The organism is Gloeobacter violaceus PCC 7421, assembly GCF_000011385.1.
GTDB lineage: Bacteria > Cyanobacteriota > Cyanobacteriia > Gloeobacterales > Gloeobacteraceae > Gloeobacter > Gloeobacter violaceus.
The window spans coordinates 1,939,865-1,960,532 of the sequence record NC_005125.1; the positions used below are offsets into that span (position 1 = coordinate 1,939,865).

Here is a 20,668-nt window from a genome sequence, read left to right on the forward strand (position 1 = left end):
TCTATCAGATTGGATCGCCCCGCTACGATTGTCACCTTTTTGCGCGGCGCCTACCCGGCTGGTGATTTGCGTGCCTTCAGGCGGCGCATTTCCCTACAGCGACAGAGGAAAACTCCTTCCGGGGGCCGACTCGGTATGAGCGTCCGCTCGCAACAATGGATGCTTGAACTCCAAAGGCCTAAATTTCAGCCCTTGGAGCTTGCGCCGACCTTGACGGCAAATCCGTCCAAAGGCGGGCTCGAACCCTTCACAAACGCGCTTGCGTAGGAGCACTTTCAATGTCGGATAAATTGGACACAACGCTAAATGCTTTTCGCGAAAACATCGCCACTTTTGCCGTGGGCAAGGCGGTTCGCAACATCGAGGCCTGGCGCAAGGATCTGCTTGAAGCCGGTCCCGAGTTTGAAGAGATTGCAGGAGAGCTGGAGAAGCTCGAAGGCTTGCTCAAGGAAGAACAGGTCGATGGCAAATCGGTCGGCAAACTCCTTGGCAAACTGAGTAAAGGCGTCAAAAAGGTGGCCAAGGGCGCTGAATCCGGCCTTGGCGACAAGCTCGAAGAGCTCAGCCAACTGATGGACAAGGCGGCCAAGGAAGACATCGAGGACGGCGGCAAAGCCGGAAAATCCGACCGCGATGGCGGTAAGAAAGCCGACGCCAAAGCCGACGAAGAAGACAAAACCAGCACCAAAAAGGCCGGCACCAAAAAGTAACTTACGACCTGCGATGATGCACCGGGCGGCTGCGGGGTTCTCCTGGCAGCCGCCCGGTGTCTTCGCCGCGACTTACGGACATCGGCCGGCTTCAGCGTTTGCGGGCCGTCGGCTCCTGGCCGTAGGCGCACCAGGGGCGAACCGGGCAGCGGCTGCACAGGGGCGGAGCGCCGCTCAGGCAGATTGCCCGGCCGTGCTGCAAAAACAGTCGGTTGCTCCCGGCCCACAGATCGCGCGGCATCACGACTTCGAGCGCTTTTTCGGTCTGCTCGGGGGTCTTCGTTGTCACCCAGCCCAGTCGATTGGCGATTTTGTGCATGTGGGTATCGACGCAGATGGCCTCGCGGTTGAAGGCATAGATGAGCACACAGTTGGCCGTCTTGCGACCAATGCCCGGTAGAGCAAGCAGTGCGTCGATATCGTCAGGAACCCGGCCGCCGTACTTTTCAAGCAGGATTGTCGCCATGGCAATCAGGCGCGGCCCTTTGGCCTCCCGGTACTCGCTGCCGGCAAGCAGCACGAGCAATTCTTTTTCATCGGCCGCAGCCAGTGAAGCCATGTCCGGATAGCGCGCGAAGACGCGCTGCGAGACCGCTGTGGTCTGCTCTTCGCGGGTGCGCTGGGAAATCACCGTCGAGACCAACACCCGGTAAGGCTCGCCCAATTCCACCGAGCCCCGGCCGCGGTAGGTGGCCGCCAGACCCTCCATCACCGCCCGCACCCCCCCGGGAGTCACCATTGTCTCGATTGCCATCGCCCTCTCGCCATCGGTACTCTCCAGACTAAATGTCCGCTCCGCCGGTGCCTATCTCTCCGCCGACGGAAGGGAAACAGCGGCTAGATGCATTAACATCAAACAGTTTGATCAACAAAGACCATGGGAACGAAGTATCGGGGCACCCCGGCGGAGGTCCGGGCACTGGACGCCTATATCAAACTGACGCGGGCCAGCGATGCGGTGAGTGGCCGCATCCACGCGCATCTTGCCGGTGCCAACCTCACCGTCAGCCAGTTTGGCGTCCTCGAAGCGCTGTTGCACCTGGGGCCGCTCTGTCAGAGTGCTCTGGCGGGGAAATTGCTCAAAAGCGGCGGCAATATGACCCTGGTGATCGACAACCTTGAAAAGCGGGGACTGGTAGAACGGGTCCGCTCCGTCACCGACCGCCGCTATATCACGGTGCACCTCACCGAGGCCGGGCGGGAACTGGTCGAGCGGCTGCTCAAGCCCCACGTCCAGGGGGTGGTCGCGGCGATGGACGCCCTCACCCCCGACGAGCAAGAGACCCTCGGCACCCTGTGCCGCAAACTCGGCACGGCTCAACTGGGGACACCGGCAGACAAGTAGTTTAATATTAAAGTATTCGATGTATTATTATACTAGGACGAATTGAAGCCGGTAACCTTGCCGGCATTCCGGGAGACAGACATGATCACATTGCGAGCGAGCGAGAAGCGCGGCCGTGCCGAGCACGGCTGGTTGGACAGCCGCCACACTTTTTCTTTTGCCGACTACTACGACCCCCAGCACATGGGTTTTCGGTCCCTGCGGGTGATCAACGAGGACCGGGTGGCCCCCGGACAAGGCTTTGGCACCCATTCCCACCGCGACATGGAGATTATCACCTACGTGCTCGAAGGCGCCCTGGAGCACAAAGACAGCCTGGGCAACGGCTCGGTGATGCGTCCCGGCGACGTGCAGCGCATGAGTGCCGGTACCGGAGTGGCCCACAGCGAGTTCAACCACAGCAAGGGTGAGCCGGTCCATTTTCTGCAGATCTGGATCCTGCCGTCCGAGCGGGGAGTGATCCCCGGCTACGAGCAAAGCCACTTCGACGCGGCCAGTAAGCAAGGCCGGTTGGTGCCGGTGGTGGCGGGCGACGGCCGCGAAGGGGCGCTGGCAGTCCACCAGGACATGGTGCTCTATGCCGGTTTGTTGGGCGCGGGTGAGCGGGCGGAGCACACCCTTGCCCCGGGCCGCCAGGCCTGGGTGCAGGTGGCACGCGGTGCAATCACCCTGAACGGCAAAACCCTGACAGCGGGCGACGGCGCGGCGGTAACCGACGAGTCGCTTGTCGAACTGGTAGGGGTCGAACCGTCCGAAGTTCTGCTGTTCGATCTGGCGTAACCCACAAGGCCGGTTGCCGGAGAGCGCTTCCGGGGTCCACGTAGCAACGGAACAGTAAACCGGGTTAGGGCTGAAAGGCTTGCCACGAGAATTTCTTAGAAATGCTGCTCACAGAAAATAACCGGTAGTGTGAGGGGCAGGTTCAAGAGCAGTGCTCACACCAGTATTTCTCATTCTGGTTAAGATCAATACTTGTCGTCGCAAAGTTCTCACGACAAACTGGTACCCACTGCTTAACCCGGTTTTCTGTTCGCCTGCGACTCAAACCCCGAGTCTGCCACATAGCCCGCCCGGTCAGCGTTGTCGTGTCAATAGCCTCGATGAGGAATTGAAACTTTACCCCGCGCTGTTTCAGGTCGTCCGTAGATACCCACGCATACCCGATTTTCATGGGCTCATGAAACCATTACCGATCTTCGCGGGCATGCCATAAACGCAAGATAAATACAGCATCGTCCTTCAACTCATAGCGCATTTCATAGTCCACAATGATCAGTCGTCGGACATCACGCGGGGCAAATTCCGGCAAAGCTGTACCGAGTTGCGGAAATCGTTCAAGCCGCTTGGCCCCTGCGGTCAGGTTTCTGACCACAGCGGCGGCGGCTTGTGAATTAACCGGTCTCAGAAAGGCATGAAGTCGTGCCAAGTCCTCAAGGGACTTGCTTGTCCACGTTACCTGCATGCTGGCGGGGGTAAAGGCATATCGCCATCAAGACTGGCTGCCCATGCTTCAACGGTGATATGGTCAATGGTGCGCCCGGCATCAACGTCGGCTAAGCCTTCCAGGGTCAGGCGGTAGCGATGCTCTTCCTGTTCAACAAACGCAGACAGGGCTTGCTTTACAATCCAGCCCCGCGAACGCTCAAGACGTGCTGCGAGCAGATCGACCTGATCGGCTAAAAGAATCGGAACGTGTGCAGTCATGACGCGGGTTTCTGGCGTAGTCATGTGATTAACTCCTAATCATTGTTAATCACTATCACAAAACGGGCATGACATGCAAGATATTCTTGCTCTGACGATACCCGCGCATACCCGATTTTCATGGCTGCATTTTGCAACAGTCATATGCAACATGGCAAGCCTTGATTTCATTGGGTTTCAGCCGAGATCAATACTTGTCGTCGCAAAGTTCTCACGACAAACTGGTACCCACTGCTTAACCCGGTTTTCTGTTCGCCTGCTACTCAAACCTCGAGTCCCAAGGCATTGAGATCGAACATCCGTTTCGACCATGTTTTCACCTGGAGAATCGCCTGCGATAATCTGTCGGCGATATTGCAAGATGGCGCTGAAAAGTGACCCGCATTCTCTCCTCGTCGCCAAAGCCGCACTGGCGGCCGATCTGATCGGCATTGCGCTCTGAATCCTCCAACAACCGTCGCGCCGCTTCCAGCCGAAAAATTTCGACTGCCTTTGCCGGTGTCCGGCCAGTTCTTTGTTTGTAGACGCGCGCGAAATTGCGCGGGCTCATACCGACTCTTTCGGCCAAAAGGTCTACCGTTAAATTCTCGTTGCCGATATGGTCGGCGAGCCAGAGATGCAAGCCGTCGAAGGCTGCGCTGCCCTGTACTTGCGATTGCAGTAGTTCGCTGAATTGGGACTGTCCGCCAGGCCGCTTCAAAAAGACGACCAGCTCCCGTGCAACCTTCATGGCGATGTCACGTCCGCAGTCGGCCTCTACGAGGGCCAGTGCGAGATCGATTCCGGCGCTGACGCCGGCTGAGGTCCAGACCGAATCTTCCTGAACAAAGATCGCATCGCGTTCGATCTCAATCGAGGGAAAATGTTTTTTCAGCAGATCGCACATCGCCCAGTGCGTGGCGGCACGCTTGCCGTCGAGTAGCCCTGCCTGCGCCAGCAGGAAGGCACCGCTGCATACGGATGCAATACGGCGCGCTTTGCCGGATATCTGGTGCAGCCATTCCACCAGTTGCATGGAGTTGTCCAATACCTGCTCGATATCGGGGGAGCCGGGGACAATGACGGTATCGACCGCAACGTCTGCGAACTCGACCAGTACCAACGTTGCCAATGCCACGCCTTCAGCACTGTGCACCAGCCCGCCATTCAAACTGATAGTATGGCGACTGTATCCTGGTAATCCACGTTGTTCCATGTATCTTGATGCCGCCCAGAACACCGTTTGCGCTACTGTCAGGTCAAGCAAACTCATGTCAGGAAACGCTACGAAGAGAACACATCGTTCCTGGTGAAGGGGAAGTGGCGGAAATTCTGGGATATATGTCATTTACGCTAAATGCTTTTATGGCTAATATCAAGATGTCAAGTGGAAACGACGCAGCGATACACAGATATATCTAGACATCAATAGCCCGCGATTTGCGATGAGCTGCCCGTCACCCATGGCATGCTATCCCTAAGTTGAGTGTGGCCGACCCTTCATCGACAGGCAGGGACAGGGCGATGGCAGAAGAAATGAACCGACGGGAGAGCGGGTACTGCAGGTGTGGTGCTCGCCGCTACAGCTTTGTAGGGTTTGCAGCGTCGCTTGCGGCGTTGCTTGCAGCCTGTGGAGGCACTGAGCGATCCGAGTTGCAGCCGCTGGCGGTCGAGCCGAACGGGACGAGCGTTTACGTGCAATCGATCGAGGCCAAGGGCGATCTCGTTACCCTCGGCGTGCTTGCGATCAACGGCAGGAACGAGCCTGTCAAGCTCTCCGAAACGACCGACCCGGTGATGCTGCAGGACGAGGCGGGCAGCCAGTACTTCGCAGCCAAAGAGGACGTGGAAGTGCCGCCCCATACCGCCGCCGTGCTCAAAATTCCTTTTGCCGGACCACTGAGCCGCAATAGCAACAACTTGACGGTGCGCTTCAACCCCAGGTACGGAAACCGCTTCAACCGGCCTCAGCTGATGGTTCAGGGTCTTCCCGGCAAGCAGGGCACGCTCATCGACTTTGCCACCCCCATTAACCGCGAAGGCCCCCTGGAACTCTCCGCACACCACGCCAACGGCCTGACCCTGGCGCTGGGAGGCGTTCGCTTTACCGAACGCGACACGCGCGTGGCTTTCGAGGCGATCAACGGCAACGATCGCGAGATCTCCCTGTCCCGGCGCAGCGATTTACCCTATCTCGAAGACGGCCGCGCCAACCGCTACTATCTGGTGCCCCCGGCGAGCAATCCCCAGCTTCTGGTCTCAGGCAAGCAGAAGCTGGCGGGCGTGCTGCACTTTGCCGGCCGGGTACCCCAGGACGTGGGACCGCTGACGCTGCACATCAACGAACGCTTCGGCAATCCCGACTGGAAAGAAGCGCGCGATCCGAAGCTGCAGATAGCCGGCATCGCTCCGGCCCAGACAAGCGAAGTCGCTATCCCCGCCGAGGGGAGCAAACCTGCCCCAGTAGCCTTTAGCGCACCGAAACTGCCGGAAATCCAGCCGGTCTCGTTGCAGGTCAACCATCCAAACGGCACCGTGCTGCGGGTGAGCAGCGTCACCTTTGCTCCCGACGCGGTGGTGCTCGACATGGCGGTGACCAATGGTCTGAAAGAACCGATTCAACTGAGTGGGGCCGGGGACATGCTGCTCACCGACGATCTGGGCAACCCCTACTTGCCTACTCCGCCTCCCGACAACCAGGCGCTCAACGTCGCCCCAGGCGCGACGCTCAAGGGCCGCTTCACCTTCTTAGGGCGCGTTGCCCCCGGCGCTTCCCGGCTTACCCTCACCACCAACAGCGTCTACGGCAGCGACGACTGGAGCCGCTCCACCAAGCCCAAGATGATTGTGGGAGGCATTTCCATAGGGCAGTCGCAGGCCGTGGCAAGCACCCCGCTGGCGGCCGGCGCTGCGCAATCCGGTGCGTCCGCTGTACCGGGGCCCGACAGTGCTGCAGCACCGTCTACTCCCGCCGAGAGCATGCCGCAGGCAGCCGCTCCCGCTGGGCCGACACCCCCCCAGCCTCCGGCCGGCGGCAACACGATCGAGGTCAATTTACAGACCAACCACCCGAACGGCTCGGTGATGCGTCTCAGCAAAGTCACTTACAACGAAGACAACATTGCCCTGGAGATGACCGTCACCAACGGCCACAACGAACAGATTCAGCTCAACTTCAGAGACGACATGCTGGTGAAGGACGATCTGGGCAACCGCTACAACCCGGCCCCGCCCCCCAGCAATCCGAAAGTGACCGTCAACCCCGGCGCTACGATCAAAGGCCAGTTCGTCTTCATCGGCCGCATCGCTCCGGGGGCGCGCAACATCACCCTCACCACCAACAGTGTTCTAGGCAGCGACTGGAAGCGCTCCGACAGGCCCAAGATGATCATCTCGGGCATTCCCGTGGGAGGGTCATAAACATGCGGACTGTCTTTGTGCTTCGAGCAACGCTCCCGGCCCTGGTACTGCTGTTGGTGGCTTGCGGCAACAATCCCGCTCCAACCACCGCCTCGCGCTCAGGGGAGCCCGCCGTCTCCACCCAGCCCATCGGTCGTTCGTTGGTCGCCCTCGACCCGAGCGAAGTGGCCCTCATGTCCCCCACCGGCTCTGAGACCGCCGCGGACAGTGCCGGTGGTTCCGCCACCCGCAGCACCCAGATCGCGGCCTCCGAAACGCAGGTGGTCAACCAGATCCTCTCCGACTTCAACGCCCAACGCACCGCCTCGGGAATCGTGGTCACCCTGCCGGAGGATATTCTCTTTGATTTCGACAAGGCCGATTTGCGCCCGAGCGCTCAGGTAGCCCTCCAGAAGATGGCCCAGGTGATCAATTTCTACAAAAATGCCCCTATCGAGATCTCGGGCCACACCGACAGCAAGGGCGCCGACGGCTACAACCGGAGCCTCTCCGAGCGGCGGGCCGAAGCGGTGCGCTCCTATCTGGCGAACAATTTCAGCGTCACGACGGGTCGCCTCACAGCCCGCGGCCTGGGCGAGGGTAAGCCCGTCGCCCCCAACACCAAACCCGACGGCTCCGACGACCCGGCAGGCCGCCAGAAAAACCGCCGCGTCGAAATCTTGATCAAAAATCAGCCGGGCCAATAAAAAAGCCCGCAGCTTTCGCCTCGGGCTTGTTGAAAATTGAAGCCGGATCAGACGCTGCCGGTCTGGGCAGCCACTTCCTCAGCGAAGTTCTTCTCTTCTTTTTCGAGGCCCTCGCCCAGTACAAAGCGCGCGAAGCGGCGCACCTTGATATTTTCGCCAATCTTGGCGATCTTCTGGGTGATCAGTTCGCCGACGCTGATCGACTGGTCCTTGATAAAAGGCTGCTCCAACAGCGCCCGCTCTTTGAAGAGCTTGTCGACCCGGCCCTGGGCAATCTGGGCGCGGATCTTTTCGGGCTTGCTGAGCAAGTCTTCGCGCTGCACCTCGATGGCCAGTTCGCGGTCTTTGACTTCTTGATCGACATCGTCGACCGAGACGAACTCGACATTCGGGCTTGCCGCGATCTGCATGGCGATGTCGCGCACCAGCTGCTGGAACTCCTCGCCCTTGGCGACGAAGTCGGTCTGGCAGTTGACCTCCACCAGCACGCCGATACGACCGCCGGTATGGATGTAGGAACCGACCAGTCCCTCGGTGGCGACTTTGTCCTTGACCTTGCCGGCCTTCATGATGCCCTTCTTGCGCAACAGCTCGATCGCTTTTTCGAGATCGCCTTCGGCTTCAGCCAGCGCCTTTTTGCAGTCTAGTACGCCGACCTGGGTCTTCTCGCGCAGTTGCATGACCATTTGGGATGTGATTTCAGCCATGGTGTTTGCCTCGCCAGTTATTCTTCTTCGTCGTCGAACGAGTAGAGCACTTCGCCTTTATCTTCCGATTCCGCCTCGGCGGGAGCGGCCACCGCCACCGCCACCGCCGCCACAGGGGCGGCGGCCGGCACCGGCTCCTCCTCGGAGAAATCTTCGAGCTGCCCGTGGCGACCTTCGTAGATGGCATCCGCCAACTTGCCCACGATGAGCCGGATCGAACGAATGGCGTCGTCGTTGGCCGGGATGCCCACGTCGGTCAGATCCGGGTCGCAATTGGTATCGAGAAGCGAGACGATCGGGATGTTGAGCCGGCGCGCTTCCATGACGGCGTTCTGCTCGCGGCGCTGATCGACCACCAGCAGAATATCAGGCTTGCGGCGCATATTTTTGAGGCCGCCCAGGTACTTGGTGAGCCGCTCCAGTTTCTTGCGCGTCACCGACGCTTCTTTTTTGGGCAGCAGATCAAGGGTGCCGTTGGCCTCCATAGTTTCGAGTTCTTTGAGCTGGTCGACCGAGGTGCGGATCGTATCCCAGTTGGTGAGCATGCCGCCCAACCAGCGCTGGTTGACCCAGAACATACCGCAGCGCTTGGCCTCCTGGGCGATGACGGGAGCCGCCTGGCGCTTGGTGCCCACGAAGAGGATTTTCTTGCCCTGGTCCGAAGCTTCGCGCAGATAGCTGTAGGCCTCGTCGAGCAGGTGGGCGGTCTGGGTGAGATCGATGATGTGAATGCCGTTGCGGTCGGTGAAGATATAGCGCCGCATCTTGGGATTCCAGCGGCGGGTTTGGTGTCCAAAATGGACACCGGCTTCCAGCATTTGCGGCAGCGAGACAACGCTCATATTGTTCTCCAATCGGGTTGAACTTCCACCCCGAAGACACGCCCGAAGGCGCACCCGAATTTCAGGGTGTGCAGTGTAGTTGGCCAACCTAGTCTATCGGATAAGCGCCGCGCCCCGCCAGGGCGGCTCCCGCCGGGGCGATACTGGAAGGCGTTGCTGCCGGGCCGTTCTATGCGCGTCGTCTACTTCGGCACCGCCGAATTTGCCGTTCCGACTCTCGAAGCGCTCCTCGCCGCCCGCGAGATCGAGGTGGTCGCCGCCGTCAGCCAACCCGACCGCCCCCAGGGCCGCGGCAACAGGCTCACCCCCCCGCCGGTCAAAGCGATTGCCCAGAGCCGGGGCATCCCGGTATTTCAACCCGACCGTCTGCGCAAAGACCTTGAGGTCCTGGCCCACCTCGAAGCGCTCCAGGCCGACTTTTTTGTGGTGGCCGCCTACGGCCAGATCCTGCCGCAGCGCGTACTCGATATGCCCGGGCGCGGTTGCATCAACGTGCACGGATCGCTGCTTCCCAAGTACCGGGGGGCCGCCCCCGTGCAGTGGGCCATCTACCACGGCGAACCCGAGACCGGCATCACCACCATGCTCATGGAGGCGGGCCTCGACACCGGTCCGATGCTCAAAAAAATCGCCGTACCCATCGACGAGGACATCACTGGCGAACAACTGCTCGCCCAACTGGCCCACCTCGGCGCCGGGCTGCTGCTGGAGACGCTGCGCGAATTCGACCGCATCACCCCCGAACCCCAGGACGACAGCCTGAGTTCCTATGCTCCTCTCATCGACAAAGGCCAGTACCTCGTCGATTGGGGCCAGTCCGCCCGCCAGATCCGCAACCAGATCCGGGCGTTCTATCCTTACACCCATACATTCCACCGCGGCAGCCGCCTGCGGCTGCTCGCCGCTGAATTGACAAGCACTGGTTCAGAACAATTTCAGCCTTCCGCAATCATTCATGTCATCAAATCTAAGGGATTCGAGGTCGTGACGGGCGATGGCGCACTCTTACTCACCAGGGTGCAGCCGGCCGGCGGCAAGGAGCAACCGGCCTGGGACTACGCCAACGGCTGCCGCCTGATGCCTGGGGAGAGCCTGGGCCTCTAGAGGTATCCCCCGAGTCGGTGCATTCTCAAGAAAAGGTGCCATGTCTTTGGCGCCCGGTGGCGCGTGCAAACAAGCCTGCTACACTGCTGAATGTGTATCCCAGAGCACGCCATGCCGCTGCTAAAAAACATCTTGCTTGCGATCGAAGAGTCCCCGGCGCCGGTGCAGATGCTCAAGGCGCTATTGGAGCTTCCCGGCAGCCGCGGGGCGCGGATCACCGCACTGCACGTGGCGAAGAACACCCCGTCCGCCCAGAAGCACGGCGACGATCTGGCCCGGGGTCGGCAGTTGCTCGAGAAGGCGGTGGCTGAGCTGGCCCTGGGTTCCGAGTACGAAATGCGCACGATCTTGCGCACGGGCGACCCGAAGGACGTGGTCTGCCTGGTGGCCGAGGAAGTGGACGCTTCGCTGCTGTTGATGGGTTCGCGCGGTCTCAATAGTCTGGTGGCCATTCTCAAAAACTCGGTGAGCCAGTACGTCTTCCAGCGGGCTTCCTGTCCGATGCTGCTGTTGCGCGACGGCTACTACGCCAACCGGATCAACCGCGTCGCTGTAGCCATTAGCGACACGATGGCCTCCAAGTACGCCCTGCAGACTGCCATCGAGCTGGTGCGCCAGGTGGATGGCGGCGAATTGTTGCTCATCCGCGTGCGCACCCGGCCGCTCGATCCGCGCGAGACGGGCAAGCTCGTCCAACCTGAAGAAGAAAGTTTGTTGCTGGCCACCGCCGCCGGGGTCGCCCGCCAGCAGGGGGTCTCCTGCCGTTCGATCTACGGCGTCGGCAGCCCCGGAGCCGAAATTTGCCGTCTGGCCGAAGAAAACGGCGCCGACTTGCTGGTGCTGGGCTGCCAGGACCGCCGTCCGACCATCGCCAAGAACCTGCCCGACCTCGACCGGCTGCTGGGCAACTCGGTCTCCGATTACGTGCGCACCAACGCGAACTGCCCGGTGCTGCTGCAAAAGACCGCCGAGTAAATTCACCCGCTCCGCGACCGCTGCGCTAAGCGCCTATGATCAGAACAGGCCCCACTTCGTTGCCTTTTGATGGACTCGCTGGCAGTACAGCTCGGCCTGGTTTTTTTACTCATTGCAGCCAACGCCTTTTTTGCTGCGGCGGAGATCGCCCTGGTGTCGATCAACCGGGCACGGCTGCAGGTGCTCATCGACGCGGGCAACCGCCGCGCCCGCCTGGTCGAGAAGCTCAGCGACGACAGCACCCGCTTTTTGGCCACCATCCAGGTCGGGGTGACTTTTGCGAGTTTTTTCACCTCCGCGACCGCCGCGGTGCAGCTGTCTGCACCCCTCGCCGCACTGCTGGTGCCACGGGTCGGTCCCTGGGGCGAGCAGCTGGCGTTTTTTGTGGTGACGGCGGCGGTTTCACTGCTGAGCTTGATTTTGGGCGAGCTTGTCCCCAAGCGCATCGCCTTGGGGTCGGCGGAGGCGGTGGCCCTCGCCGTCGCCTACCCGATCGACTGGTTGGCTCGGGTCAGCTCGCCGCTGGTGCGCTTGCTGAGCGGGGTAACGGATCTGATCGTGCGCCTGAGCGGCCAGAACAAGTTGCCGTCGGAGGTGGGCATCACCCTGGCTGAGATCAAAAGCACCATCGACCTGGCGGAGGAGTCCGGGACGGTGGGCGAGCAGGAGCGGCGGATCATCTACGGCGCGGTGGCGCTCAACACCCGGCCGGTGCGCACGCTGATGGTGCCGCGCGTGCAACTGGTGAGCATTTCGGCAAACGCCAGCATCCCGGAGGCGCGTTCGATTGCCGCCCAGTCGGGTCACACCCGTCTGCCGGTCTATATCGAGACCATCGACACGATCATCGGCATCTTGCACGCCAAGGATTTGCTCGCCCTCAACCCGCAGCAGGAGGCGACCCTCGCCGTGCGCGAAATCGCCCGACCGGTGCAGTTCGTACCCGACAGCAAGCTCGCAGGCGGTCTGCTGCGGGAGATGCAGTTGCAGCGCACCCATCTGGTGGTGGTGGTGGACGAGTACGGCGGCACGGCGGGGGTGGTCACCCTCGAAGATTTGCTCGAAGAAATCGTGGGCGAAATCCGCGACGAGTACGACGCCGAGGAAGAAACGGAGTACGAGCGACTTGAGGACGGTTCGGGGATCTTTCTGGCGCGCACGAGCATCGCCACGGTCAACAATGTCCTCGACTTCGAACTGCCGCGCGACAGCGCCCTCACCCTGCGCGGTCTGATGGAGGCGGCGTTGGAACGCGCCCCCAAAGAGGGCGAGCGCGTCGAAGTCGACCGCTTCGAACTGGAATTATTGCCCGACGGCCAGCGCATCACCGTGCGCGCCCTGCCGGAACCCGAGCAAGAAGAAGCATAAAAGCCCCGATCGATGCCATCCGAACCGGCCGCCAGACCCGTACACCAACTGCCGCGGAGAGAGGCAACCCGATTGCTGCTCCCGACTCGCAGCAGGGCATTGATTGCGGATGCGGCTCTGTTAAACTGAGCCCGACCCGACGACACCCGCGATTCCGATGCAAAGACTGGACGTGGACGATTTACAGATCATCGGCCGCGAGCAAACGACCGCAATTTTTTGGAAAGCCACTGAACTTTACAACAATCCCGGCGATGCGATTGGCACCTTGAGCTTTGACGCCGCCGCCGGTCCGCTTGCAACCCTGGCCCAGTACCGCAAGGCCGGGTATACGGCCGGGTCGGTTTTCGAATCGCTCGAACCGGGGCAGGTCGTGCAATTGATGGAAGGGTATTTCGTTCTTGACGATGAAGATTTTCCGCTGTCCTGAATTTTGCACCTTCAGGAGGAAGGAGCCGGAGGATGGGGTTTTTACAATGAAGCGTCCACAAGCATTCTACGGATAAGCTATGAGCGACGAAATGCACGCCGATCGCATCGAAGGTATGCCCGAACCGGTCTACAGCGAACTCGACCGCTGCGGCGAAGTCGATGTGCTCGAAGCGGCCATTACCCTCAAGCGCAAGCTCAAAATGGTGCTCAAAGGTTCCGACGAGCACTTTATTGTGATGCCAATCGACCTTGAGACCCGCGACGGCACCGAGTTTTTGCACTACGAGGCGGATCTGGAGCGCCGCTCAGTAGACATCAACACGATCGCCACCGTCGAGGTCTTCGAGGTGGAGTAGCCCCTAGACGTACTCGCTATCGACGTAGTCCGGATCGATGGGCGGGTTGTACTGGGGCTGGAAATGGTACAGCGCGAAGACGACGTTGCGGCGCACCTCGACGAGCATCTGCAGAAACAGCTCGTAGCCCTCGTTTTTGTACTCGATGAGCGGATCTTTCTGGCCGTAGCCCCTGAGACCAATCATCTCGCGCAGGCTGTCCATCTGCTGCAGGTGCTCGCGCCAGAGGGTGTCGATCTGGTTGAGGATAAAGTAGCGCTCGGCTTCGCGCATCAGATCGGGCTGGATGGCGTTGATATATTCTTCACGTGTCTCGTAGGCGAGCAGGGCCTGGCTTTTGAGATCTTCCTCCAGTTCGACCGCCGAGAATTCACCCAGCTTGACCGCGTCGAGCTGGTTTTCGAGCAGCGGAATGAGTTGCTGCAGGTCCTGGATGAGAGCAGGCAGCTCCCACTCTTCGGGGGGACGTTCGGCATTGACGTGGGCGCGGACGATCTCATCGACGGTCTGATCGATGTATTCGCGCACGACGGCGCTCAGGTCCTGGCCTTCGAGCGCCCGGCGACGCTCGGCGTAGATCGCCTTGCGCTGGTTGTTCATGACCTCGTCGTACTCGAAGACCTGCTTGCGCTGATCGTAGTAGAACGTTTCCACCTTGCGCTGGGCGTTCTCCAGGCTCTTGGTGAGCAGGCCCGATTCGATGGGCATGTCCTCTTCGACTTTAAATGCTTCCATCAGACCCGCCACCCGCTCCCCGCCAAAGATGCGCAGGAGGTTGTCGCCCAGCGAGAGGAAAAAGCGCGTCGAACCGGGGTCACCCTGGCGGCCGGAACGGCCGCGCAACTGGTTATCCACCCGCCGCGCTTCGTGGCGCTCGGTGCCGATCACGTGCAGGCCGCCCAGTTTGACGACTTCGTCGTGCTCGCGGTCGGTGACGACCTGATATTCCTTGTAGATGGCGCGGTAGATCTCGCGCAGGTGCTGAATGACCGGGTCGTCGGTGGGGCCTTTCTCCGAGGCGACAGCGATCAATTCTTCCACCTGCAAAGCCGGTTGCGAATCGGCCCCCAGCATCGCGACGGCATAATCGACGGCCGCTTTGAGTTGTTGTTTGGTAGACTCGCTCAACTCGCAAGGAAAGATCTCCGCCTTCGGCAGAGCTTTTTTCTTGCTCGTCGCCGCAAAACCGGTGCCGCGGCTGTTGCCGTTGTTCAGCAAACGCATCATCGGCGAGAAGGCATCCTCATCGTCGATCACAAGAGCCGGAAAGAGCACCTCCTTGAGCTTGAGGCGCGCCATGTATTCGGGATTGCCCCCAAGCAAAATGTCGGTACCGCGACCGGCCATATTGGTGGCGATTGTCACCCCGCCTTTGCGTCCGGCCTGGGCGACGATTTCCGATTCGCGCTCGACGTTCTCGGGCTTGGCGTTGAGCAGGTTGTGGGCGATACCCTTTTCTTTGAGCAGGGCCGAGAGCACTTCGGATTTTTCGACCGAGGTGGTGCCCACCAGTACCGGGCGCCCGTTCTTGTTCATCTCGGCAATCTCAGCAGCCACCGACTGCCACTTGCCGTTTTCGGTCTTGTAGACTTGATCGGACATATCCGTGCGGACAACTTTGCGGTTGGTGGGGATGGCCGTGACTTCGAGGCTGTAGATCTTGCCGAACTCGGCCTCTTCGGTGAGGGCGGTGCCGGTCATGCCCGCAAGCTTTGGGTAGAGCAAGAAAAAATTCTGATAGGTGATCGAGGCCATTGTCTGGGTCTCGTTCTGGATGGTCACCATTTCTTTGGCCTCCACCGCCTGGTGGAGCCCCTCCGACCAGCGCCTGCCCGGCATGACGCGGCCGGTAAATTCGTCGACGATCACCACTTCGTCGTTGCGGACGATGTACTGCACGTCCTTGTTAAAGAGTTCCTTGGCCTTCACGGCATTGAAGACAAAGTGCGCCCACGGATCGCGGGGGCTGAACAGATCTTCGGTGCTCAGCATCTGCTCGGCGGCGATGAACCCCTCGTCGGTGAGGGTAACGTTGCGTTGCTTCTCGTCCACTTCGTAGTGGGTGTTGCGCTCCAGAGCCGTTGCCACTTCGTTGGCACGCATATACTTCTCGGCGGGCTTGGCCACCATCCCCGAGATGATCAGCGGCGTGCGCGCCTCATCGACGAGGATCGAATCGACTTCGTCGATGATGCAGTAGTTAAAGGAACGCTGCACCAACTCGCCGGCGTTGGTGGCCATGTTGTCGCGCAGGTAGTCGAAGCCCAGTTCGGAGTTGGTGCCGTAGGTGATGTCGGCGGCGTAGTTTTGGGCGCGTTCGCTCGGGGTCATACTTTGCTGGATGAGCCCGACGCTGAGCCCCAAGAAGCGGTGCACCTGCCCCATCCACTCCGAGTCGCGGCGGGCGAGGTAGTCGTTGACCGTGACGATATGGACACCCCGGCCGGTGAGCGCGTTGAGGTAGGCGGGCAGGGTGGCCACCAGCGTCTTGCCTTCGCCGGTCTTCATTTCGGCAATCTGACCTTCGTGGAGCACCAGGCCGCCGATCAGCTGCACGTCGTAATGGCGCAGACCGATGACCCGTTTGGCCGCCTCGCGCACGACGGCGAACGCTTCGCTGATCACCCCGTCGAGGGCCACGTCGATCCGGCGCCGCCGCTCGCGGATCTCAAGCGCGTCGAGGTCCACACCCTGAAGCTGGTCGGCAACGCGTTTTTGAAACACGGCGGTCTTGGCGCGCAGTTGGTCGTCGCTCAAGGCGGCAACCTCGGCTTCGAGGGCATTCATTTCGGCCACCCTCGGCTGATACTTTTTGACCTTGCGCTCCTGCGGATCGCCGAAGAGTTTGTTCCACCAAGCCATACTGTCTACCAGATTCCGGATACCACCGATCTTACCCCAATGCCACCGCCCACCCTGGGTGACGATGACGCCTAAAGTGGCCAAGCAGGCTCTGCTCGATCCCGCAGCAAAAACCTTCAGGCACCCGAACCAGACTGACCCGGCGGCGGTGCGCAAAGCGAGTCGTTACAAGAGTGTCTCCAGACCTTACCGCAGTTGAACTCCGGCAGCCGCGACAGGCTGCCGGTGGTTGGAACATTCAGGAGAGCCGCCACAGTGGGGGCTGCGCCGTGGATTTGCTACGACTGTCAAGGGACGAATATTACCCTTTGCGATACATGTGGCAAGCCGTCACAAAATGCATAACTCCGTCCATAGGAATGTAAGATGAGGGCGATTCTACATACTTATGAGGAGACTGATGGAACCCTCCACTGCTCTAGCTATGGCTGCCGCCAAGCTGCTCTTTGACGAGGCCGTTAAAGAAACAGGTGGCTCTCCTGAGTCGATGGTGTAAGCTGTATAGCAGCGCACATTTGTCCTATGAGCATTGAACTGACTCAGTTACTCGATCTGCCCAACGTTTATGTCGAGCGACAGTCAATTAATGAACTGGGCATTTTCTTCTACTTGCAACCTCTAGCCCAAGAAATTCTCTGCCCGGGCTGCGGACAACTCACTGATATTCAGCATCAGGCACGTCCATTACAAGTCAGAGATTTGATGATGCGCAAGAAGCCTGTGTTTCTAAGGATTCCTCGGCGGCAGTTCTATTGCAAAGCTTGTCAACGCTACTGTACCGAGAAACTCGAGTTTCTGGATTGGCGTCGGCGACACACCCGCCGTTTTGAAGAAGATGTTTACGAGCGTGTTCAGCACTCCAGCCTCGAACAAATTGCCCGCGAAGAAGGAATCAGCCCGGAGGCAGTGCGGGGAATATTTGAGCATGTGGCAGTCGAGTCAAAAAAAAGACTGGGGCGAAGTAAAGCGCATCAGCATCGATGAGTTTAGTATGCGTCGTGGCCATGATTTCAAGACGGTAGTCAGCGACATCGAGACTGGAGAACTGCTGGAAGTTGTGGACAGTCATAAACAAAAAGGAATTATTGAAAGCTTGTCACAGCAGCCTTTTAAGGTTCGTCAAGCAGTGAGGGAGGTCAGCATTGATATGTGGGGCGGCTTCACAAAAGTGGTGCAGCAAGTATTTCCCAAAGCCGTGATCGTCTACGACCGTTTCCATGGGACGCGGATGGTGGTCGAGGCGGTGAAGAAGATTGCTAAACAGTGCGGCTTTAGAAAGTGCAAAGAGCAAGCCTGCCTACTCAAAAACGGGGTGGATTTAAGTATCGAAGAGCAGGAGGAGTTAGAAACACGCCTGAAGAGCAGCCGGCGGCTGCGCAAAGCCTATGCATACAAAGAAGAGTTCCGTTCGATTTAAGAGACAAGCCGGACGCTGGAGGAAGGTCAGCAGCGATTGGAAGTGTGGCTGTTAAAAGTTTGGGTTAAAAGTTTGGAAGGTATATGGGCGGGTAGTGCAAACAATAACGGAGCACTTCGAGAGGATATGCAACTACTTCTTAAGCCGTTCAAGTAGCGGAGTGATGGAGGGGATCAACAACCGTATTAAGCTAATTAAGCGTCAGGGCTACGGCTTCACGAATTTCAGGAATCTGCGATTACGGTTGCTCGCTTGCTTTGCCAAGAAAGGTTGCGCCTCACCTTAAACTCAGGAGAGCCTGTGCCGTTGGCCACGCTTGATCAGGAATTGCGTAGCGCAGGCAGTGCCCTCGGCCTTGTCCTGCTCGGCAGTTGAGCCCTGGAGGGGGCTCCGTTGCAAAGACCGGACATGCTGAAGCGCACACCTTCTGGTCGCCTTTCTCTATATCAAGTGGCGACATTTTCAGGCGGATCTGAATCGTGCTGTGCGTGCGCTGGTACCTACGCAACCCGCTCGACCACCGGCAGATGTCCATGGGCGCTGCCCTCGAGTATTGCCGGGCGAGCGGCCACCGCCGGGTGCACCTTTGGGCCTTCGCGGGTCTCGCAGCAGCCCGGCAGCCCTACGACCGGGCGGGTTTTCGCCTTGCGGAGCAGCACGAAGACGGCCACTGGGGGCGCCCCTTCACTCTCCAAGCTTCGAACTGGAAGTCGCCGAGTAAACCACTCCCGCTATACCGCCTGCCGATTGGTGGGAGTATTTGACTGGGGGAGGGGAAATGTGTCGGCTTCGCCGTGCCGGTAGGCAGCGGTATCGATACCCTGTTCTATGTCAGGTGCTGCTTGAATGCTGAATTCGGGTGGACAACCCGCACGCCCTGGACAATGTCGGGTTCGGCACAGCGTTTTCCTCCTGCGTCCGCTACTGTGAGGCGGTCCCTTTCCAACGAAAGCGAGAGGACGAGTATGAAAACAACGATTCTGTCGTTCTTGGTCGGCGGTCGAACGGCCCGCCCGCGTGCGCCGCGCCGTTGGCAAGGGTGGTTGAGCGCGTCGTTGGGGGTGTGGTGGTGGGCAGTTGCCCTATCACCGGTGGGGGCGCAGGTGCCGCCGGGGGCCGTGGAGACCCGGGTGGGCGGGAGCCTGGGTTTTGTCCTCAACGGCAGCAATGTCTTCGATCACTCCGGCTTTTCTGTCAGCGGGGCGGGGGACGTCAACGGCGACGGACTGGACGACCTTATTGTCGGGGCTACTGGTGCCAACACGGACGGTCTGTCTTATGCCGGTCGCAGCTACGTGGTGTTCGGCAAGCGCAACGGACAGCCGGTCGAACTGGCGGTAATAGAAAGCGGCACGAGCCGGACGGGCTTTGCCATCAACGGCAGCAACGAGTACGATCGCTCCGGCTTTTCTGTCAGCGGGGCGGGGGACGTCAACGGCGACGGACTGGACGACCTTATCGTCGGGGCTACTGGTGCCAACACGGACGGTCTGTCTTCTAATATCGGTCGCAGCTACGTGGTGTTCGGCAAGCGCGACAACCGACCGGTCGAGTTGGTGGTAATCGAAAGCGGCACCGGCCGGGACGGCTTTGCCATCAACGGCAACAATGTCTTCGATGACTCCGGCTTTTCTGTCAGCGGGGCGGGGGACGTCAACGGCGACGGACTGGACGACCTTATCGTCGGGGCTTCCGGTGCCGACCCGGACGGACGATCTACTGCTGGTCGCAGCTACGTGGTGTTCGGCAAGCGCAACGGCCAACCGGTCGAGTTGGCAGACATCGAAAGCGGCACCGGCCGCCACGGCTTCGTGATCAACGGCGCCAATGAGACCGATCGCTCCGGCTTTTCTGTCAGCGGGGCGGGGGACGTCAACGGCGACGGACTAGACGATGTCATCGTCGGGGCTACTGGTGCCAACACGGACGGACCGTCTTCTAATATCGGTCGCAGCTACGTGGTGTTCGGCAAGCACGACAACCGACCGGTCGAGTTGACGGCAATCGAAAGCGGCACCAGTCGGGACGGCTTTGCCATCAACGGCAGGAATGACTACGATTTCTCCGGCTTTTCTGTCAGCGGAGCGGGGGACGTCAACGGCGACGGACTCGATGATGTCATCATCGGGGCTCCTTTTTCCGACCCGGACGGTCGGTACAATGCCGGTCGCGGCTACGTGGTGTTCGGCAAGCGCAACGGCCAACCGGTCGAGTTGGCGGCAATCGAAAGCGGCACCGGCCGGGACGGCTTTGCCATCAACGGCAGCAATGACTACGATTCCTCCGGCCGTTCTGTCAGCGGAGCGGGGGACGTCGACGGCGACGGACTCGATGATGTCATCATCGGGGCTCCTTTTTCCGACCCGGACGGTCTGTCTTATGCCGGTCGCGGCTACGTGGTGTTCGGCAAGCGCAACGGCCAACCGGTCGAGTTGGCGGCAATCGAAAGCGGCACCGGCCGGGACGGCTTTGCCATCAACGGCAGCAATGACTACGATTCCTCCGGCTATTCTGTCAGCGGGGCGGGGGACGTCGACGGCGACGGACTAGACGATGTCATCGTCGGAGCTTCCCGTGCCGACCCGGACGGTCTGTCTTATGCCGGTCGCAGCTACGTGGTGTTCGGCAAGCGCAACGGCCAACCGGTGGAACTGGCGGACCTGGAAGCTGCCGGGCACACCCCTTAGCTGCGGTTGATCGGGGGGCAACGCCGCCTGCGCTCCCCACCCAGCTTCACCCTTGACGGGCGGTCCCGGCCGGT

At 60.2% G+C, this 20,668-nt stretch carries 22 protein-coding genes and 1 pseudogene; 15 read left to right on the plus strand and 8 right to left on the minus strand.

From position 1 onward, the window contains the following. Nucleotides 1-278 precede the first annotated feature (278 nt). The gene (locus GLL_RS09435; protein ID WP_011141818.1) at nucleotides 279-710 is read left to right on the plus strand and encodes a hypothetical protein; all 432 of its coding nucleotides are present in this window, start codon (nucleotides 279-281) and stop codon (nucleotides 708-710) included. A gap of 91 nt (nucleotides 711-801) precedes the next feature. Here GLL_RS09435 and nth read toward each other — a convergent pair whose 3' ends face one another. After that, the gene (gene nth / locus GLL_RS09440) at nucleotides 802-1,464 is read right to left on the minus strand and encodes an endonuclease III domain-containing protein (RefSeq protein WP_011141819.1); all 663 of its coding nucleotides are present in this window, start codon (nucleotides 1,462-1,464) and stop codon (nucleotides 802-804) included. Between the two features lie 123 nt (nucleotides 1,465-1,587). Between nth and GLL_RS09445 the strand changes: the two genes are divergently transcribed. After that, nucleotides 1,588-2,055, plus strand: coding sequence for a MarR family winged helix-turn-helix transcriptional regulator (locus GLL_RS09445; protein ID WP_011141820.1), 468 nt, complete (start codon nucleotides 1,588-1,590; stop codon nucleotides 2,053-2,055). 81 nt (nucleotides 2,056-2,136) lie between these two features. After that, nucleotides 2,137-2,835: a pirin family protein gene (locus GLL_RS09450; RefSeq protein WP_011141821.1), complete on the plus strand. Its 699-nt coding sequence runs from the start codon at nucleotides 2,137-2,139 to the stop codon at nucleotides 2,833-2,835. 406 nt (nucleotides 2,836-3,241) lie between these two features. On the opposite strand, the gene GLL_RS09455 is transcribed toward GLL_RS09450, so the two are convergent. From GLL_RS09455 to GLL_RS09465, 3 genes are all read right to left on the minus strand, one after another. Next, a complete protein-coding gene (locus GLL_RS09455) occupies nucleotides 3,242-3,517 on the minus strand; it encodes a type II toxin-antitoxin system RelE/ParE family toxin (RefSeq protein WP_011141822.1) in 276 nt (91 codons plus the stop codon). Further along, on the minus strand, nucleotides 3,508-3,783 hold the full coding sequence (locus GLL_RS09460) for a CopG family ribbon-helix-helix protein (protein ID WP_011141823.1): 276 nt from the start codon (nucleotides 3,781-3,783) through the stop codon (nucleotides 3,508-3,510). Before GLL_RS09460 ends, GLL_RS09455 begins: the two co-directional genes overlap by 10 nt. Before the next feature lie 292 nt (nucleotides 3,784-4,075). Further along, a complete protein-coding gene (locus GLL_RS09465) occupies nucleotides 4,076-5,086 on the minus strand; it encodes a GlxA family transcriptional regulator (protein ID WP_011141824.1) in 1,011 nt (336 codons plus the stop codon). A 176-nt stretch (nucleotides 5,087-5,262) separates the two neighbouring features. Between GLL_RS09465 and GLL_RS09470 the strand changes: the two genes are divergently transcribed. Together GLL_RS09470 and GLL_RS09475 are read left to right on the plus strand one after the other, a co-directional pair. Then, nucleotides 5,263-7,158, plus strand: a complete 1,896-nt coding sequence (locus GLL_RS09470) for a hypothetical protein (protein ID WP_164928866.1) — start codon at nucleotides 5,263-5,265, stop codon at nucleotides 7,156-7,158. 2 nt (nucleotides 7,159-7,160) lie between these two features. Next, entirely contained in the window at nucleotides 7,161-7,844 is a 684-nt protein-coding gene (locus GLL_RS09475) for an OmpA family protein (RefSeq protein WP_011141826.1), read from the plus strand. Between the two features lie 47 nt (nucleotides 7,845-7,891). On the opposite strand, the gene tsf is transcribed toward GLL_RS09475, so the two are convergent. Both tsf and rpsB read right to left on the minus strand, forming a co-directional pair. After that, on the minus strand, nucleotides 7,892-8,551 hold the full coding sequence (tsf, locus tag GLL_RS09480) for a translation elongation factor Ts (RefSeq protein ID WP_011141827.1): 660 nt from the start codon (nucleotides 8,549-8,551) through the stop codon (nucleotides 7,892-7,894). A gap of 17 nt (nucleotides 8,552-8,568) precedes the next feature. Beyond that, nucleotides 8,569-9,393, minus strand: coding sequence for a 30S ribosomal protein S2 (gene rpsB, locus GLL_RS09485; protein WP_011141828.1), 825 nt, complete (start codon nucleotides 9,391-9,393; stop codon nucleotides 8,569-8,571). Between the two features lie 171 nt (nucleotides 9,394-9,564). On the opposite strand from rpsB, the gene fmt reads away from it, so the two are divergent. The 5 genes from fmt (at nucleotide 9,565) to GLL_RS09510 (ending at nucleotide 13,628) form a co-directional block, all read left to right on the plus strand. Beyond that, the gene (gene fmt / locus GLL_RS09490) at nucleotides 9,565-10,497 is read left to right on the plus strand and encodes a methionyl-tRNA formyltransferase (RefSeq protein ID WP_011141829.1); all 933 of its coding nucleotides are present in this window, start codon (nucleotides 9,565-9,567) and stop codon (nucleotides 10,495-10,497) included. A 111-nt stretch (nucleotides 10,498-10,608) separates the two neighbouring features. Continuing rightward, nucleotides 10,609-11,472 carry a universal stress protein gene (locus GLL_RS09495; protein WP_197530154.1) on the plus strand — a complete coding sequence of 288 codons (864 nt, stop codon included), beginning with the start codon at nucleotides 10,609-10,611 and terminating at the stop codon, nucleotides 11,470-11,472. A gap of 69 nt (nucleotides 11,473-11,541) precedes the next feature. Then, nucleotides 11,542-12,840 (plus strand): hemolysin family protein, encoded by a 1,299-nt coding sequence (locus GLL_RS09500; protein ID WP_011141831.1) that lies wholly within the window; start codon nucleotides 11,542-11,544, stop codon nucleotides 12,838-12,840. Between the two features lie 157 nt (nucleotides 12,841-12,997). After that, complete coding sequence (locus tag GLL_RS09505) at nucleotides 12,998-13,270, plus strand: hypothetical protein (protein ID WP_011141832.1); 273 nt, start codon at nucleotides 12,998-13,000, stop codon at nucleotides 13,268-13,270. Between the two features lie 79 nt (nucleotides 13,271-13,349). Further along, nucleotides 13,350-13,628, plus strand: a complete 279-nt coding sequence (locus tag GLL_RS09510) for a hypothetical protein (RefSeq protein WP_011141833.1) — start codon at nucleotides 13,350-13,352, stop codon at nucleotides 13,626-13,628. Between the two features lie 3 nt (nucleotides 13,629-13,631). Here the strand turns inward: GLL_RS09510 and secA are convergent, their stop codons facing one another. Continuing rightward, nucleotides 13,632-16,490 carry a preprotein translocase subunit SecA gene (gene secA / locus GLL_RS09515; protein ID WP_011141834.1) on the minus strand — a complete coding sequence of 953 codons (2,859 nt, stop codon included), beginning with the start codon at nucleotides 16,488-16,490 and terminating at the stop codon, nucleotides 13,632-13,634. A 64-nt stretch (nucleotides 16,491-16,554) separates the two neighbouring features. Here secA and GLL_RS23435 point away from each other — a divergent pair, with 64 nt between their 5' ends. The 4 genes and pseudogenes from GLL_RS23435 to GLL_RS23675 form a co-directional block, all read left to right on the plus strand. Then, complete coding sequence (locus GLL_RS23435) at nucleotides 16,555-16,689, plus strand: hypothetical protein (protein WP_269446176.1); 135 nt, start codon at nucleotides 16,555-16,557, stop codon at nucleotides 16,687-16,689. A gap of 323 nt (nucleotides 16,690-17,012) precedes the next feature. Then, nucleotides 17,013-17,474, plus strand: a complete 462-nt coding sequence (locus tag GLL_RS09520) for a transposase family protein (RefSeq protein WP_011141835.1) — start codon at nucleotides 17,013-17,015, stop codon at nucleotides 17,472-17,474. Beyond that, nucleotides 17,416-17,907 (plus strand): transposase, encoded by a 492-nt coding sequence (locus tag GLL_RS23440; protein WP_164928867.1) that lies wholly within the window; start codon nucleotides 17,416-17,418, stop codon nucleotides 17,905-17,907. Before GLL_RS09520 ends, GLL_RS23440 begins: the two co-directional genes overlap by 59 nt. Before the next feature lie 124 nt (nucleotides 17,908-18,031). Continuing rightward, nucleotides 18,032-18,193, plus strand: a pseudogene (locus GLL_RS23675) (transposase); the annotation flags it as partial. 214 nt (nucleotides 18,194-18,407) lie between these two features. Here GLL_RS23675 and GLL_RS09535 read toward each other — a convergent pair. Continuing rightward, on the minus strand, nucleotides 18,408-18,578 hold the full coding sequence (locus tag GLL_RS09535) for a hypothetical protein (protein ID WP_164928869.1): 171 nt from the start codon (nucleotides 18,576-18,578) through the stop codon (nucleotides 18,408-18,410). 294 nt (nucleotides 18,579-18,872) lie between these two features. Here GLL_RS09535 and GLL_RS09540 point away from each other — a divergent pair, with 294 nt between their 5' ends. Then, complete coding sequence (locus GLL_RS09540) at nucleotides 18,873-20,594, plus strand: integrin alpha (protein WP_164928870.1); 1,722 nt, start codon at nucleotides 18,873-18,875, stop codon at nucleotides 20,592-20,594. The last annotated feature ends 74 nt before the right edge of the window (nucleotides 20,595-20,668 follow it).

Excerpts from the sequence above, each read along its gene's own strand:
- rpsB (WP_011141828.1), bottom strand. The coding sequence starts at position 9,393 with ATGAGCGTTGTCTCGCTGCCGCAAATGCTGGAAGCCGGTGTCCATTTT.
- GLL_RS09505 (WP_011141832.1), top strand. The coding sequence starts at position 12,998 with ATGCAAAGACTGGACGTGGACGATTTACAGATCATCGGCCGCGAGCAA.
- GLL_RS09540 (WP_164928870.1), top strand. The coding sequence starts at position 18,873 with ATGAAAACAACGATTCTGTCGTTCTTGGTCGGCGGTCGAACGGCCCGC.
- GLL_RS09510 (WP_011141833.1), top strand. The coding sequence starts at position 13,350 with ATGAGCGACGAAATGCACGCCGATCGCATCGAAGGTATGCCCGAACCG.
- GLL_RS09520 (WP_011141835.1), top strand. The coding sequence starts at position 17,013 with ATGAGCATTGAACTGACTCAGTTACTCGATCTGCCCAACGTTTATGTC.
- secA (WP_011141834.1), bottom strand. The coding sequence starts at position 16,490 with ATGGCTTGGTGGAACAAACTCTTCGGCGATCCGCAGGAGCGCAAGGTC.
- fmt (WP_011141829.1), top strand. The coding sequence starts at position 9,565 with ATGCGCGTCGTCTACTTCGGCACCGCCGAATTTGCCGTTCCGACTCTC.
- GLL_RS23440 (WP_164928867.1), top strand. The coding sequence starts at position 17,416 with ATGTGGCAGTCGAGTCAAAAAAAAGACTGGGGCGAAGTAAAGCGCATC.
- GLL_RS09445 (WP_011141820.1), top strand. The coding sequence starts at position 1,588 with ATGGGAACGAAGTATCGGGGCACCCCGGCGGAGGTCCGGGCACTGGAC.
- GLL_RS09465 (WP_011141824.1), bottom strand. The coding sequence starts at position 5,086 with ATGACATATATCCCAGAATTTCCGCCACTTCCCCTTCACCAGGAACGA.
- GLL_RS09495 (WP_197530154.1), top strand. The coding sequence starts at position 10,609 with ATGCCGCTGCTAAAAAACATCTTGCTTGCGATCGAAGAGTCCCCGGCG.
- GLL_RS09475 (WP_011141826.1), top strand. The coding sequence starts at position 7,161 with ATGCGGACTGTCTTTGTGCTTCGAGCAACGCTCCCGGCCCTGGTACTG.
- GLL_RS23435 (WP_269446176.1), top strand. The coding sequence starts at position 16,555 with ATGACGCCTAAAGTGGCCAAGCAGGCTCTGCTCGATCCCGCAGCAAAA.
- tsf (WP_011141827.1), bottom strand. The coding sequence starts at position 8,551 with ATGGCTGAAATCACATCCCAAATGGTCATGCAACTGCGCGAGAAGACC.
- GLL_RS09470 (WP_164928866.1), top strand. The coding sequence starts at position 5,263 with ATGGCAGAAGAAATGAACCGACGGGAGAGCGGGTACTGCAGGTGTGGT.
- GLL_RS09500 (WP_011141831.1), top strand. The coding sequence starts at position 11,542 with ATGGACTCGCTGGCAGTACAGCTCGGCCTGGTTTTTTTACTCATTGCA.
- GLL_RS09435 (WP_011141818.1), top strand. The coding sequence starts at position 279 with ATGTCGGATAAATTGGACACAACGCTAAATGCTTTTCGCGAAAACATC.
- nth (WP_011141819.1), bottom strand. The coding sequence starts at position 1,464 with ATGGCAATCGAGACAATGGTGACTCCCGGGGGGGTGCGGGCGGTGATG.
- GLL_RS09450 (WP_011141821.1), top strand. The coding sequence starts at position 2,137 with ATGATCACATTGCGAGCGAGCGAGAAGCGCGGCCGTGCCGAGCACGGC.
- GLL_RS09455 (WP_011141822.1), bottom strand. The coding sequence starts at position 3,517 with ATGCAGGTAACGTGGACAAGCAAGTCCCTTGAGGACTTGGCACGACTT.
- GLL_RS09460 (WP_011141823.1), bottom strand. The coding sequence starts at position 3,783 with ATGACTACGCCAGAAACCCGCGTCATGACTGCACACGTTCCGATTCTT.